This is a genomic window from Stenotrophomonas sp. GZD-301, from assembly GCF_049310345.1.
GTDB lineage: Bacteria > Pseudomonadota > Gammaproteobacteria > Xanthomonadales > Xanthomonadaceae > Stenotrophomonas.
Genome location: NZ_JBMOWY010000016.1, coordinates 1 through 14242 on the forward strand (window position 1 = coordinate 1; position 14242 = coordinate 14242).

The following is a 14242-nucleotide window of genomic DNA, read 5'->3' on the forward strand; positions in this document are numbered from 1 at the left end:
CACGCCGAGCCCCGTCGCGGTCGACAGGCTCCAGGGCAACGTAAAGGAGGAGGGGGCGGCCATAGGCCGACGCCGGGGGACAGTTGCCCAGGGGCCTGTCGGCCGCGACGGGGCCCTTCAGGCTCGCGGTTGCCCCGAGCGGAGACACCGCTGTGTGCGCTGGAACGCCCGGCACCGCCGGGCTTCACATCAATGGTTGCGTTCGACCGCCAGTCGTCCCAATGCACGCAATGCATCGGCGCGTTCGCCGTAGCCGGCCAGGCTGTCCTGCATGCGCGTGCTCAGCGCCGCCAGTTCGGCCTTGGCGCCGTCCATCCCGAGCAGTGCCGGGAACGTCGACTTGTCCTGCGCCTGGTCCTTGCCCGCGGTCTTGCCGAGCTGCTCGGAGCTGGCTTCGACATCGAGGATGTCGTCGCGCACCTGGAACGCCAGGCCGAGCGCGTTGGCAAAGTCGTCCAGCTGCAGCAGATCGGTCTGCGGTGCGTCGCCGCACAGCGCGCCCATTCGTACGGCCGCGCGGATCAGGGCGCCGGTCTTCAGCGCATGCATGCGCTGCAGCGCGTCCAGCGGCTGTGCATGGCCGGTGGCATCGATATCGAGTGCCTGGCCGCCGCACATGCCGGCGGCGCCGGAGGCATGGGTCAGCGCCTGCAGGCAGTGCACGCGCAGCAGCGCCGGCAGGGCCGCGTCGGCGAGCAGGCCGAATGCACGGGTCTGCAGCGCATCGCCGGCCAGGATCGCCGTGGCTTCATCGAAGGCGATGTGCGTGGTGGGGCGGCCGCGGCGCAGTTCGTCGTCATCCATCGCCGGCAGGTCGTCATGCACCAGCGAATAGGCGTGGATCAGTTCGACCGCCATCGCCGGCGCGTCCAGCGCGTGTTCGTCGGCGCCGAAGATCTGGCCACTGGCGTAGACCAGCAGCGGGCGCATGCGCTTGCCACCGCCGAGCACGGCATAACGCATCGCCTGGTGCAGGCGCTGCGGGGCGGATTCGGGGGAAGGCAGGCTGGCGTCGAGCTGGCTTTCGATGCGGTCGCGCCATCGCGCGAACGTGGGCTCAACCGTCATGGCCGGGCGGATCGAAGCTGTCGGCCGCGTCCGGCTGGGCCGGGTCGCGGAGCAGGCGCACGCGCAGTTCGGCCTGTTCCAGCGCCTGCTGGCACTGGCGGTACAGGCCCACGCCACGTTCGTAGGCGCTGAGCGACTGTTCCAGGCTCATCTCGCCGGTTTCCATCTTCTCCACCAGCTGCTCGAGTTCTTCCAGCGACTGTTCGAAGTGGGCGACCGGGGAGGTTTCGTTGGGGGACTTCTTGGGCATGCGGCAAGTGTGATGCGCGCGCCCGGTGGGGTCAATTCACGCGCTGCCCGGGGTCCACTGCAGGTGGGCGTGGTGTTCATCCAGCCAGTGCTGCAGCGATGCGGCGATGACCCGGTCGCCGGCGGCAACCAGCGTGTCGTCCTGGAACAGCAGCGGCAGCTGGCGGCGCTGCCACGGGGGCAGCCCACGCTGCTGCAGCAGGTCCTTGAGCGCATGCGAATGGGTGCGGCCGGGCAGTTGGATGCGCTCGCCACCGCGCCGCGCGCGCACCTGTACCGGCGCGGGCAGGCGTTTGGCGCCGAGCAGCGCGAGCTGGCCGCCGTCGGGCAGCGCCAGCACTGCCCGCCCGTCCCAATGCACGCTCCAGTGCGGTGGCAGGGCCAGGGTGATGGAGAGCAGGTGCAGCTCACCGCGCCAGCGGCGGATGCGCGCGCCCTGCCAGGCGAACTGCGCATCGGCGTCCGGCGCGGCAGGCAGCAGGTCGTGCTCGATCGCCTCCACGCCCGCGGCCGGCAGCGGCGGCAGCCCGCTGTTGCGCACCCAGCGCCGCAGCAGGCGCGCCCGGCGTTCGGCCGGCAGCCGTTGCAGCGGGGCGATGGACATCACCCCCGGGGCGATCAGGCAGCGTCGCAGCGCGTCGCGGTCGGTGCTGTCCAGCAACCGCTGTGACTGCGCACACAGCGCGGCGCTGCGCGCGAACGCGGCATCGGCCTGTGGCCAGCGTTGCTGCAGCAGCGGCATCACGTGCAGGCGCAGGAAATTGCGGTCGGCATCGTCGCGTGCATTGCTGGGGTCGTCGATCCAGTGCAGGCCGTGCGTGTGGGCGTGGTCAAGCAGGGCGCTGCGCGGCACCTGCAGCAGCGGGCGCCAGACCGTGCCGGCAGCGAACTCGGCCTGGGCCTGGATCGCCGCCAGCCCATCCACGCCCGAGCCGCGCAGCGCACGCAGCAGGAAGGTCTCGGCCTGGTCGTCGCGGTGGTGGGCCAGTGCCAGCCGTTCGCCGGGGCGCAGGGCATGGGCGAAGGCATCGCGGCGTGCGTTGCGGGCGGCTGCTTCCAGCCCTTGGCCGCTGTCGCGCGCCACGTCCACGTGGATCACCTGCAGCGGGACGTCCTGTGCCGCGCAGACCGCCCGGCAGTGGTCGACCCAGCCGTCGGCGGCCGCCTGCAGGCCGTGGTGGACGTGCAGGGCGCGCAGACCGGCCGCGCGCTGCGCAGGCATCGCCGCCAGCCAGTGCAGCAGGACGGTGGAATCCAGACCCCCACTGAAGCCGACCAGCACCGGAGTGGGGGCGTCGGGAGAAACGGGCAGGTCGATCGGCATCGGGTCCGGCATGACTCAGGCAGGCCGGCAGTATCGGGTCTGGCGGTGATCGCCGCCATGTGCGCCGGTCATGGCGTGGCGGGATCGGGAACGCGGCGTCCCTGGCGGTCAATGTGGAACCATTCGCCGCCCTCCATCGGGATGTGGCCCTGGGCGTCGGCCGGGCCGCGGCGGCAGCCGTTGCAGACCTGCGCGATGCCGTCGGTGAACGGCCAGCCGAAGTCGAAGGTGGCCGGGAAGGCCTGTACCAGGCGGGCATCGAAGTAGCCGATGCGTGCGCCGACGCGGCCGCGCAGCAGCCCTTCTGCTAGCGGGTCCGGGCCGTTGTCCCACGTGATGACCGCCTGGGTGCGGCCCTGCCGGGTGACGTAATGGAAGCTGTCGCCGGCCCACACGACCGCCAGCCCATCGGCGTCGTAATCGAGCTGGGCCAGCGTCTGTTCCTCGATGTGGGGCTTGCCCCCCTCCAGGGTGCAGCCGGGCAGCATCCACAGCCCGTGTTCTTCGGTGAGCACCTTGCATTCCGGCGCCTGGGCATGCGCGGCGGCGCCGGCGAGCAGGCCGGCGAGCAGCAGCAGGGGCCGCGCGTGGCGGCTCCTGCGGCGTGCCGGGGGCGGGATGGCCGGCATCAGGGCGCGTCGGCCTTGCGTTCGAACGCGGTCGGCTTGGGCAGCTCCACCGGCACGCCCTTGGCATCGCAGGTGCCGGCTGCGCACAGGCGCTCGCGCAGGCGCGGGGTGGCCTGGACGATCATGTGGTAGATCGCGTTCTGTTCCATCGTGCCGCGGATGGCCTTGCTGCCGGGGCCGCGCGCCCAGATGCCGACGTCTTCGCCGCCGTGGGTTTCGCTCTTGGTCGGGACCAGCGCTTCCTGCATGTAGTCGGGGTGCTCGGTATCCACGTGCGAGAGGTCCGGCCGGCCGCTGGCCGCCTCGAAGCTGCTCGGGTTGTGCGGGTAGGTCTTGGGGCCGGCCGGCTGCTGGTTGGTGGTCCCGGTGTAGCCGGGGCCATTGGCATAGCTCAACGTGGTGTAGGGCAGGCCGAGACCGTCGCGGGCGACGTCGAGCGCACCCGAGCCGTCTTCGCCGCCCTTGTCCTTGACCTTGCCCAGAATGGGGTTGCCACGCGCCGGGTAGCCGACGAAGTTCAGCGTGTGCGAGTGGTCGGCGGTGACGATGATCAGGGTGTCCTGGTCGGAGGTCGCCTCGACCGCGGCGCGCACGGCGTCGGACAGGGCCACGGTGTCGCTCAGGGCGCGGTAGGCGTTGCCGCTGTGGTTGGCGTGGTCGATGCGCGCGCCTTCGACCATCAGCACGTAGCCTTCCTGGTGGCGCGACAGGTTGGCGATGGCGGCCCGGGTCAGCTCGGCCAGGCTGGGTTCGCCGGACGGGTCGTCCTTGCGCTCGATTTCATAGCGCATGTGGTCCGGTTCGAACAGGCCGAGGATCGCCGGTGCATTGGCGGCCGCCTGCAGCTGTTTGGCGTTCCAGACATAGGCGCCCTGCGGGTGGGCCTGCTGCCATTCGGTGACCAGACTGCGGCCGTCCAGGCGCTGGCCGACCTTGTCGTCGTACTCGGGGTCGCGCTCTTCAACGGTGGTGAACTCGCCGCGTCCGCCGCCGAGGGCGACCAGCGGGCCGCGCCCGTACCGCGAGGTGGACAGCAGCTGCTGGGCGATATCCCTGCAGCCGGCGGCCTTGGCGGCTTCGGGCAGGTCGGTGTCGTTTTCCCAGTTGCGCTCGGGCGAGTGGGCGTAGGTCGCCGCCGGGGTGGCGTGGGTCAGGCGGGCGGTGGAGACCACGCCGGTGGCCATGCCGGCGCTGTCGGCCAGCTGCAGCCAGGTCAGCAGGCCCTTGTCCAGGCTGTCGGCGCAGTCGGTGCGCTGGCCGGCGCTGACGCCGATGGCCCCCATGTGGGTCTTCACGCCGGTGGTGATGGCGGTCATGGTGCCGGCCGAATCGGGGGTCTGCGAGTCGGTGTTGTAGGTTTTGCTGAATGCGGTCGCCGGGAAGCGCTCCCAGGACAGCAGGTTCTCTTCGCCCGGGTTGCCGTTGCGCTGGCCTTCGAAGATGCGTGCGGCCGCGACGGTGGTCAGGCTCATGCCATCACCGAGGAAGAGGATCACGTTCCTGGCCCGCCCCTGCATGGCCCCGTTGCCGGCGGCGCGGGCAGCGCCGCTGCGGTACCACCACTGCGGGGTTTCACCGGCAGGATGGGCCACGGGCGGCACATCGATCTGGATGGCGGCCGGGCCGTTGCGGGAGGTGGAGGCGGTGCTGGCACAGGCACCGAGCAGCAGGGTGGTGGCGATGGCCACCACCAGGGACGTGGAACGGGACATGGACAGGCATATCTCACAGGTGAATCGGGCGTTCATTATGCAGAACGGCGCAAGGCACGCCGATGACACGCTGATTTTCTGTCCACGCCTCGTTCCGGGCGCCGGCTTGGGCTATCGTGCCTAGCTGTCAAATCCTCTCTGGAATGCTCATGAAGCTGGTCTCTGCGTGGTTGCGGATTCCGTTCTGGCAACGCGTGCTTGGCGGCTTCGTGCTGGGTGCGCTGGCCGGCTGGTTGCTCGGGCCTGCCGCGGAAACCTGGTTCGGTCCGCTAGGTGACCTGTATGTCACGCTGATCAAGATGATCGCGGTGCCGCTGGTGTTCTTCGCGGTGATCAATGCGATCTCCTCGCTGCACGGGCAGAAGTCGGTGGCGGCGCTGGGCGGGCGGACGTTCCTGTGGTTCATCATCACGGCGGCGTTGGCGGTGTGCGTCGGCCTGGCGGTCGGCACCCTGATGCAGCCGGGCACCGGCAACCTCAGTCTGAGCATGGACCACGGCTACACGCCGCGGGAGGTGCCGAGCATCGTCAAGGTGCTGATGGACGTGGTGCCGTCCAATGTGTTTTATGCGCTGACCGGTATCGGCACGAAGGTGAATGCCGCCGGTGAAACGGTTCTGGCTGCCGGGCGCGGGTCGATCCTGCCGGTGATCTTCTTCGCGGGCCTGCTCGGCTTTGCGATGGTGAAGCTGGGCGACAAGGTGGCCGAGGCGCGCAAGCTGACGGGTCAGCTGAGCGACATCATGATCCAGGTGACGCGCTTCGTGCTGGAGATCACGCCGCTGGGCACGTTCGGCCTGATCGCCGGACTGGTCGGCAGCTACGGGTTCGAGAAGCTGCTGCCGCTGGGCAATTTCGTGCTGGCGCTGTACGTGGCCTGTGCGCTGCACATCGTGGTGGTCTACGGGAGCCTGCTGCTGGCGCACGGGCTGAATCCGCTGAAGTTCTTCCGCGGTGCTGCACCGGGCATGCAGGTGGCGTTCGTGAGTTCGTCCAGCTTCGCGGCGATGCCGGCGGCGATGCGCTCGATCACGCACAACCTGGGGGTCAACAAGGACTACGCCTCGTTCGCGGTGCCGCTGGGCGCGAGCATCAAGATGGACGGCTGCGGGGCGATCTACCCGGCGCTGTGTGCGGTGTTCATCGCGCAGTACACGGGCGTGCCGCTGACGCCGGAGCAGTACATCGTGGTGTTGATTGCGTCGGTGCTGGGCAGCTTCGGCACGGCCGGCGTGCCGGGCACGGCGGTGGTGATGGCGACGGTGGTGCTGAGTGCGGCGAACCTGCCGCTGGAAACGATCGGCTATCTGTACGCGATCGATCGCATCCTGGACATGATGCGGACGATGACGAACGTGACCGGGCAGATGCTGGTGCCGGTGCTGGTGGCCAAGGAAACCGGGCTGCTGGATCGCGCGGTCTACGACAACCCGTCGACCAACCTGGGTGTGGACGAGGGCGAAGAACGCCCGTCCTGACCGCGCACTGCGCGGGTCGGGACGTCGAAAAGGGCCGGCATCTGCTGGCCCTTTTTTTTGGTTGCCGACGCTTACGTGTGACACGCATGGCGCGGGCTCTGGGTGTTTCCGGGTGCGGCGGGCAGTGGGTCGGGCCCACGTGTCGAGACTGCTGGCGCCTCGCAGAAGCCGGCCAGCGGCCGGCACTACCCACGCACCGTAACGCGGTGTATCAGCGGGTGTAACAGCGCTGATACAGGCCCGCCACCGTTGACGCTGCGGGGGGCACCGCCCCTCTGCGCGCACGTTCAGCCAACGAATTTCCCACGCGGTTGTAACACCGATGATGCGGCTGCCGCGTCCTGGGGCCAGAAAGGCCTTGTTTGGCGGGCCTGCTGGACTTGGCACGATTGCTGCGATCTCCCTGCGCATGTTTTCGGGAGTTCGCCATGGACAGCATTGCCGCACGCAGGACACCGCGCTTCAGCCCCTGGTGGCTGGCCGCAGTGATGGTACTGCCGCTGGCCGCCACGGCCTCCGGCGCACGTCAGGGGGTGAAGGCCCAACCGGGCGAGATCGTGCTGCTGCGCGATGTCTCCACACGGCCCGCGTATCGCCCCGCACCCCCCGGGATCGCGCTGATTGCCGATCCGTCGCCCAGACGCGACGTTGGTCAGGCGCTGGGCACCTCGACCGGCATGGATGAACTCAGCGACGACGACTATGCCTCGCTCGGGTCGAATACCGGCGCAGGTGCGGCCCACGGCTCGACCACGATCGAACGCGTGACCGGGCAGACCGTCAACAGCACGCTGGGTAAAGTCACCGACAACGGCATGCTGTCCGGCGGGCAGTTCAGCAACACCATCGGCGGTTCAATGGGCGCGGTCGGCAACGCCACCCGCGGCATCGGCGACCAGGTGCGGGGCGCGCTGGCGCAGTTCCCGCTCGGCCAGCCTGCAGGCGGGCCCGGCAAATGAGCGCCTGGCTGCGGGGCAGTGCGCTGGCGCTCGCGCTGATCGCTCCGGCTGTCGCTGCGGCGCAGTCCGGCGACGATTACGCCGCGATGCTGTCCTACCTCAACCACAGCCGCATCGACGGCCGCGCGCTGGCCGGCGCCAACGGCGCGATGAGCGTGAACATGGTGGCTGGCGATCTCAACCAGCAGGCCAACCTCATCGGCATCGCCAACGGACAGCGCGCCAGCGTTGCCGTCCAGGCGCAGCAACGCCAGGCCGGCGACCGCGTGCTCGGCGACGGGCCGATGGATGCCAGCGCCAGCATCGGCGGACAGGCACTGCGCGGCGCCAGCGGCGTCGCATCGATCAACCAGGCCAGCGGCAACGGCAACGCGACGCTCAACGTCGTCACTGCCACGCTGGCGCAACAGGGCATACGCGAGACCAACGACGAGGCTTTGGCCGCGTCAGGTGCGCTCGCGTCAGCAGGGGGGCAGGCGACCGTCAACGACGGCCGGCCGGCCGGAACCCGCAGGGTCGCGGTGGAAGCGACCGCGCTGCAGGGTTTCGACGGCGTCCTGCAACTCAATCAGATCGCGGGATCCGGCAACGCCACCGCAAATCAACTGAGCATCTCGGTGCAGTCCACCCCGTGAGTAGTCACATCCACCCGATTGTCTGTGATGAGAGAGAGGGCACCATGAACACCACCATGAAGCGGACCGTACTCGCAGTCGCCATCGCTGCGGCATCGGCCACGGCCGGCGCCAACGGCTGGGGCAATGACCGCGACAACCAGAACCAGAGCGCGAACATCAATCACCTGCACAACGTGAGCGAGACCCGCACCAACACCAACACCGATACCAACACCGAAACCAATACCAATACCGATTCGCGCACCTGGAACCGGACCTGGAACAACACCCGCAACACCGATACCACCACCAACACCACCGTCAACGAAGATGTCACCCGCAACCGCGATGTGACGGTCAACGAAGACGTCAACAAGACCAGCAACATCCAGGCCGACGAGCGCAAGGAAAAGAACAACCACGGCGTGGACGTGAACCTGGAGAAGGATCTGCGCCTGAGCTCGGACATCAGCTTCTCCGGTGATCCGGAAATCACCGGTTCGATCGATCTCGACTCGGCTGCCATCGCCATCATCGACAACCGCCAGTCGGTCACCAACAACATGGCGGGCAACAGCCTGGTGACCAACAGCGCGACGATCGCCGATGACGTCGGTGCCGATGCGTCCGGCAACCTCGGCTTCAACGTCGCCGCCGGCGACAACAACGCCCAGGACAACGCCGCGTCGCTGTCTGCGGCCGATGCGTCCTTCAGCTTCGGCATGGCCGACGCCGAGGTCTTCGTCAACCAGTACGGCGCGGGCAACACCACCCTCAATTCCGGCGTGACCAACGCGGCCGGCCTGGGCGGCAATGCCTTCAGCGGTGCGTCCGGCAACATCGGCGTCAACGCCACGTCCGGCAACAACAACGAGCAGAAGAACGCGCTCGCCGCCTCGGTGGCCACGGCTGCCTATGCCACCTCCAGCATCAGCTCCAACCAGGTCTCCAGCGGCAATACCGTCAGCAATGCCGGCTATCTGCAGCGCATGACCGACACCGTGGACGTGAGCATGCGTGGTCGCGTCTCGGGTGGGACCCTCGCGGTGGGTGCGGGCCGTTACAGCGGCACCGGCAACGCCTACCAGAAGGACAACTACTACCTGGATACCTGGAATGGTGCGCTTGACCATCCGAGTGGCAATGCAACGGGCCACATCGACATGGACAACGAGATCCAGAACGCGACGGCCAATCCGAACCGTCAGGGTGTGGGCGGTATCGCCTTTGATACCGACGAGAGCGGCACCAGCCAGTTTGTCGAGCTGGGCATCGCCGACCTCTACGCCAGCCTGAGCGGCACCGTCTCCACCACCCGCTGGGTGGCGGTCAATGCCACCAACACCGCAGCCCTGTCCGGCAGTGCGTTCTCCAATGCCTCCGGCAACATCGGGGTGAACGTGTCGGCGGGTACCGGCAACCTGCAGGCCAACAGCCTGGCGCTGGCCGTGGCGCAGCCCTCCACCGGCGGCGGCGGTGGCGGTACCGGCGAGTAAGTCTGTCCGTTTTCGCAAGCAGTACGCGTTGAGCGCAACAAACCCGGCCATCCGCCAATGGCCGGGCTCCCCGGGAGCCCCTGTCCCTTCTCCCCCTTTCGGGGCAGGGGCTCCTTCCTGAGCCGGAGAGGGCAATGTCCAACCGTTTTCGCATCTGGATGCTGGTGTGGGCCTTGTCGCTGCTGATGCTGCCGATGCGCGCAGTGCGCGCCGGCGATGTCGGCTTCAGTGGCGTGCTGCCCAACGGGGCAGTGCTGACCCAGCGCGTTGAAAGCATGCAGGAACGACGCTTCCGCAACATCGTGCGGCAGCACACCGACTACAGCTGTGGCGCGGCGGCGCTGGCGACGATCCTGCGCTACGCCTACCACCTGGAGGCGGACGAGGGCACGGTGATCGAGGGCATGATGGGGGTATCGGATCCCCAACTGGTGCACCAGCGCGGCTTCTCGCTGCTGGACATCAAACGTTACGTTGAATCGATGGGCATGCGCGGGCGCGGGTATCGCGTCAACGAAGAGCGGTTGCGATCGCTGCGTGTGCCTGGACTGGTGCTGATGGATGTACGCGGGTTCCGTCACTTCGTGGTCCTCAAGCAGGTCCGTGGCGATGTGGTGGACGTGGCCGACCCGATCCTGGGCAACCGCAGCCTGCCCGTCAGCGAATTTCTCAAGGCGTGGCCGTCGCGCGCCGTGTTTGTCGTGATCGGCAGTGATTTCGATCGCAACACGGTGCTGCTGCAGCCGGGCGAACGGCCGAGTGCGCGTTCGCTGTATGCCCGGCAGGGCCCGATCACCGACGCGGAACTGGTCGACTTCGGATTCACCCATGCCGACCTGTTCTAAGGAGTCAACATGAACATCGCAACGTGGACGCCCGGCGTGGTGCTGCTGGCCGTGCTGGGCATGGCATCGGCGCACGCCGACGAAGGCCGGCCCGGCAAGGGACTGAGCGAGATCCCCGATCCGGAACTGAATCTCATGCGCGGCCGCTACACCGTGGGAGGCAATACGGTGGCCTGGTTCGGCGTCACCATGATCTCGCAGTGGCAGACCGCCGGCGGACAGTCTGCGCAGAGCGCGCTGAAACTGGGCATGGATTTCACCCAGGGCAGTACGCCGCGCATCACCTTCGCGCCCAGCGTCAGCGTCACCGCGGCCGACGCGCCGCTGCCGGTCACCCCCGGCCGCAGCATCGATGCCAGTGGCCTGCAGAACGTGGCCGGGCTCAGCCAGACCATCCAGGTCGCCGGCGACGGCAACCAGGCCAGCAACGCCACGCAGCTGACCGTACGCGACGGCGTCGCGCCGCCGCCCGGTACCGATACCGCGCACGTGGCCTCACTGCAGCGTGACGGCGTCAGTGCCATCGCCCAGCTCGACGGTAACAGCGCCAAGGTGCAGCTGCAGATCGAGGGCGCCGGCGCGGTGCAGCAGTGGATACGCAACGGCAGCGTCGGCCAGAGCATCGCGCTCAGCAGCGACGGCCAGGCGGTGAGCAATCGCCTGCAGATCGATCTGGTCCGGCAGTCCCTGGTCAACAACGTTCCCTTGAGCCAGAACGTGGCCCAGGCAATGACGCTGGTACGGGGTGTAGGCATGGGGCCGGGCCAGTAAGGCAGGACCGGCAAGGGGGCGACAACACAACCGTGGGCCAAGGCAATGCACACTCCGATACGGGCAACACCGCTGGCGCTGGCGGCGCTGGCACTGATGGCGGCCACCAGCGCGCACGCGCAGCAGCCGGCCGGCAATGACGAAGCCGACGTCAAGGCACTGATGGCGCAGCTGGAAACGCTGAAGGCGAACTACGCCCAGGAAGTGCGGCGGTTGCGCGAGCTGGACATGCAGGTGCAGGCAATGCAGGCACGCCTGACCGGCAAGACCGCGCCGGTCGCGGCGGCCGGCGCCGCCGCACCACCGCCCCTGCCTGCCGGCACACCGGCAGCGCCGGTGGGTGGCGACGGCTACGCCAGCAGCGCCGAAGAGGCGCGGCAGGCCAAACAGGAATCGCGGCGCAGCGTGGATGACGTCAAGCAGCAGCAGGCCGCGTTGTTCAGCCGTCGCTTCACCCTGGAAAACAGCCTCACCTACGCCCGTTACGATCGCAAGCAGCTCAGCCTCAACGGCTTCCTGGCACTGGATGCGATCTTCCTCGGCAACATCGCCATCGAGAACGTCGAGTCCGACACGCTGACCTACAACCTCGCCGCACGCTGGGGCGTGAGCCCGCGCCTGACCCTGAACCTGGACGTGCCGTATCTGGCGCGCAAAACCGTCTTCCAGAAGGGCGGTGCCGGCGGCTCGGCCGCAGCAATCGCGCAGGAGGAAACCACCGGCAACGGTATCGGCGATGTCGGCGTCAGCGCCAACTACAAGCTGTTTTCCGAACACGGGCGTTGGCCGGAAACGGTGCTGACCGTCGGCGCCACCGCGCCCACCGGGCGTGCGCCGTACGGATTGGACTGGAAGGTGCTGGAACGCGATGACGACGACTTCATCCGCTTTGCCGTGCCCGAGCAGCAGCCCACCGGCAACGGCGTGTGGCAGGCCAACGTCGGCCTGTCGGCGGTCAAGACCGCCGATCCGGCGATCCTGTTCGCCAACATCGGCTACATCCATTCCTTCCCTCGCAGTTTCGACGACATCGATGCCAATCCGGATACGGTCAACCCCGGCGACGTGAAACTCGGCGGCTCGTACTACTTCGGTGCCGGCGTCGCGTTCGCGTTCAACGAGCGCACCAGTCTCAGCATTTCCTTCAGCGACAAGCTCAGTGCGCGTGCCTCCACGCGCTACCGCAACGGCCAATGGCTGAAGGTGATCGGCAGCGACGCCAACGCCGGCACGCTCAACCTCGGCATCACCTATGCGCTCAACCAGAACACCACGCTGGTCAGCCTGCTCGGCATCGGCCTGACCCCGGACGCGCCGGACTTCACCCTGGCATTCAAGGTGCCGTACATGCTGTAAGGCACCTCGGCGCCTGGCCCTAGCGCAGTTCCGGCAGGGCCAGCTGGTGCTTGCGGCAGAGGCGGTAGATGGTGACTCGTGAGACCTGCATCGTGCGGGCGCAGGCGCTGATGTTGAAGTCGCTCTGGCGCAGCGCATGCAGCAGTGTCTCGCGCTCGGCCACCTGGCGGGCATCGTGCAGGCCGCGTTGTGCGGTGGGCAGCAGCGGCTGCCCCAGTTCGAGGTCGGTGGCGCTGATCAGCTCGGTCTCGGTGACGATCGCCGCGCGCTGCACGCGGTTGAGCAGTTCGCGCACGTTGCCCGGCCAGTGGAAGCGTTCCAGCGCGCGCAGCGCGTCGGCGCTGAAGCCGCGCGCGCGGGTGGCGTGGCGGTGACGGAAGCTGTCCAGGAAATGATGGGCCAGCAGCACGATGTCGCTGCCGCGTTCGCGCAGCGGTGGCAGCGGCAGGCGCAGCACGTTGAGCCGGTAGAACAGGTCGCGGCGGAACCGCCCCTGTTCCACCGCCGTTTCCAGATCCACATGGGTGGCGGCGAGCACGCGCACGTCGACCGCCAGCGGCCGGTTGCTGCCCACGCGTTCGACCGTGCCTTCCTGCAGCACACGCAGCAGGCTGGTCTGCGCGTCCAGCGGCAGGTCGCCGATTTCGTCGAGCAGCACGGTGCCGCCATTGGCGGTTTCGAACAGGCCGAGCCGACGCGCCGCGGCGCCGGTGAAGGCGCCACGTTCGTGCCCGAACAGTTCCGACTGCACCAGGGCGGCCGGGATGGCGCCGCAGTTGACCGCCATGAACGGGTGCGCATGGCGGGGCGACAAGGCGTGCAGCGCCTGCGCGGCCAGTTCCTTGCCGGTGCCGGTTTCGCCGGTGATCAGCACCGGCAGCTCCACCGGCGCGAACTTGCGCAGTGCCGCGCGGGTCACCTGCAGCACCGCGCTGTCGCCGATCAGCGCCTGCGGACCGGGCCCGCTGCGCGCGCTGTCGTCGGCGGAGAGCTCCTGCAGGCGCAGCACCAGGTGCGGCATGTCCACCGGGGCACGATAGGTGGCCACGCAGGCCGCGAGCAACGCGTCCAGGGCCGGGGAGGGGGGCAGTCCGGGGGACGGGACGATGGCCAGCAGGCTCATGTGGCGGTGCTCCACCAGCAGCTGCTGCAGATGGGCCAGGTTGGCCGGCACGACACCGCGCAGGTCGAGCAGCCCGACGATCTGGTCGCTGCCACGCATGCCGATGCCGGCGCACTGCTCGGGTGCGACCCCTCGGACCTGCCAGCCTGCCGCCGCCAGCGCGGCACGTTCGTTGGCCAAGGGGTGCCCAAACCAGATCACACACCGGGCCGGGAATTCAGGGACTGCCGCCATGCGTCACCTTGTCGAGAAAACAGGGGCGGCTTCAGGTCCTGGACGGGTGCCCGGAACGTGCCGCCCCACGCCCGGTCCGCTACCCCCCGGCGGTCGGCACGGGGAGATCGCCAGCGAAGAATGCCTGCACGACAGAAGGAACAACGCCGGTTGGCGGTGGTACCGGCCAGCGTCCCCCTGAGCAACCGGCGAAGGCCTCGCGGCCCAGCATCCGACCCGTCGGCCGCCGCGCCGGCAAAGGCCCAAGGCGCACGGCGGTGTCTCCGCTCGGGTCTGCCGCCAGCGTGAAGGGCCCCGTCGCGGCGCGCAGGCCCCTGGGCAACTGTCCCCCGGCGTCGGCCTGCGGCCGCCCCCTCCTCCTTTACGTTGCCCTGGGGCCTG

The 14242-nt window shown here is 68.6% G+C and carries 13 protein-coding genes; 7 read left to right on the forward strand and 6 right to left on the reverse strand.

Annotated features, from left to right (window positions below; translation table 11 throughout):
- Positions 1–189 precede the first annotated feature (189 nt).
- Genes ACO6VK_RS04335 through ACO6VK_RS04355 form a run of 5 tightly spaced genes read right to left on the reverse strand, consistent with a single transcriptional unit; the run spans position 190 to position 4982 of the window.
- Entirely contained in the window at positions 190–1068 is an 879-nt protein-coding gene (locus ACO6VK_RS04335) for a polyprenyl synthetase family protein (protein WP_422505728.1), read from the reverse strand.
- Positions 1058–1318 carry an exodeoxyribonuclease VII small subunit gene (locus tag ACO6VK_RS04340; protein WP_411851687.1) on the reverse strand — a complete coding sequence of 87 codons (261 nt, stop codon included), beginning with the start codon at positions 1316–1318 and terminating at the stop codon, positions 1058–1060. The genes ACO6VK_RS04335 and ACO6VK_RS04340 overlap by 11 nt, the downstream gene beginning before the upstream one ends.
- A gap of 36 nt (positions 1319–1354) precedes the next feature.
- A complete protein-coding gene (gene tilS / locus ACO6VK_RS04345) occupies positions 1355–2653 on the reverse strand; it encodes a tRNA lysidine(34) synthetase TilS (RefSeq protein ID WP_422505729.1) in 1299 nt (432 codons plus the stop codon).
- A gap of 56 nt (positions 2654–2709) precedes the next feature.
- A complete protein-coding gene (locus ACO6VK_RS04350) occupies positions 2710–3270 on the reverse strand; it encodes a WG repeat-containing protein (RefSeq protein ID WP_422505730.1) in 561 nt (186 codons plus the stop codon).
- Positions 3270–4982, reverse strand: coding sequence for an alkaline phosphatase (locus ACO6VK_RS04355; RefSeq protein ID WP_422505731.1), 1713 nt, complete (start codon positions 4980–4982; stop codon positions 3270–3272). Before ACO6VK_RS04355 ends, ACO6VK_RS04350 begins: the two co-directional genes overlap by 1 nt.
- A gap of 149 nt (positions 4983–5131) precedes the next feature.
- On the opposite strand from ACO6VK_RS04355, the gene ACO6VK_RS04360 reads away from it, so the two are divergent.
- The 7 genes from ACO6VK_RS04360 (at position 5132) to ACO6VK_RS04390 (ending at position 12504) form a co-directional block, all read left to right on the forward strand.
- A complete protein-coding gene (locus ACO6VK_RS04360) occupies positions 5132–6460 on the forward strand; it encodes a dicarboxylate/amino acid:cation symporter (RefSeq protein WP_017355798.1) in 1329 nt (442 codons plus the stop codon).
- Positions 6461–6888: 428 nt separating this feature from the next.
- Complete coding sequence (locus ACO6VK_RS04365; RefSeq protein ID WP_422505732.1) at positions 6889–7419, forward strand: hypothetical protein; 531 nt, start codon at positions 6889–6891, stop codon at positions 7417–7419.
- Positions 7416–8054 carry a hypothetical protein gene (locus ACO6VK_RS04370; RefSeq protein ID WP_422505733.1) on the forward strand — a complete coding sequence of 213 codons (639 nt, stop codon included), beginning with the start codon at positions 7416–7418 and terminating at the stop codon, positions 8052–8054. Before ACO6VK_RS04365 ends, ACO6VK_RS04370 begins: the two co-directional genes overlap by 4 nt.
- 44 nt (positions 8055–8098) lie before the next feature.
- Positions 8099–9532: an adhesin gene (locus ACO6VK_RS04375; protein WP_422505734.1), complete on the forward strand. Its 1434-nt coding sequence runs from the start codon at positions 8099–8101 to the stop codon at positions 9530–9532.
- A 134-nt stretch (positions 9533–9666) separates the two neighbouring features.
- Positions 9667–10377, forward strand: coding sequence for a C39 family peptidase (locus ACO6VK_RS04380; RefSeq protein ID WP_422505735.1), 711 nt, complete (start codon positions 9667–9669; stop codon positions 10375–10377).
- 9 nt (positions 10378–10386) lie between these two features.
- A complete protein-coding gene (locus tag ACO6VK_RS04385) occupies positions 10387–11148 on the forward strand; it encodes a hypothetical protein (RefSeq protein WP_422505736.1) in 762 nt (253 codons plus the stop codon).
- Between the two features lie 45 nt (positions 11149–11193).
- Positions 11194–12504, forward strand: coding sequence for a hypothetical protein (locus tag ACO6VK_RS04390; RefSeq protein ID WP_422505737.1), 1311 nt, complete (start codon positions 11194–11196; stop codon positions 12502–12504).
- Between the two features lie 19 nt (positions 12505–12523).
- On the opposite strand, the gene ACO6VK_RS04395 is transcribed toward ACO6VK_RS04390, so the two are convergent.
- Positions 12524–13861: a sigma-54 interaction domain-containing protein gene (locus tag ACO6VK_RS04395; protein ID WP_422505738.1), complete on the reverse strand. Its 1338-nt coding sequence runs from the start codon at positions 13859–13861 to the stop codon at positions 12524–12526.
- Between the last annotated feature and the right edge of the window lie 381 nt (positions 13862–14242).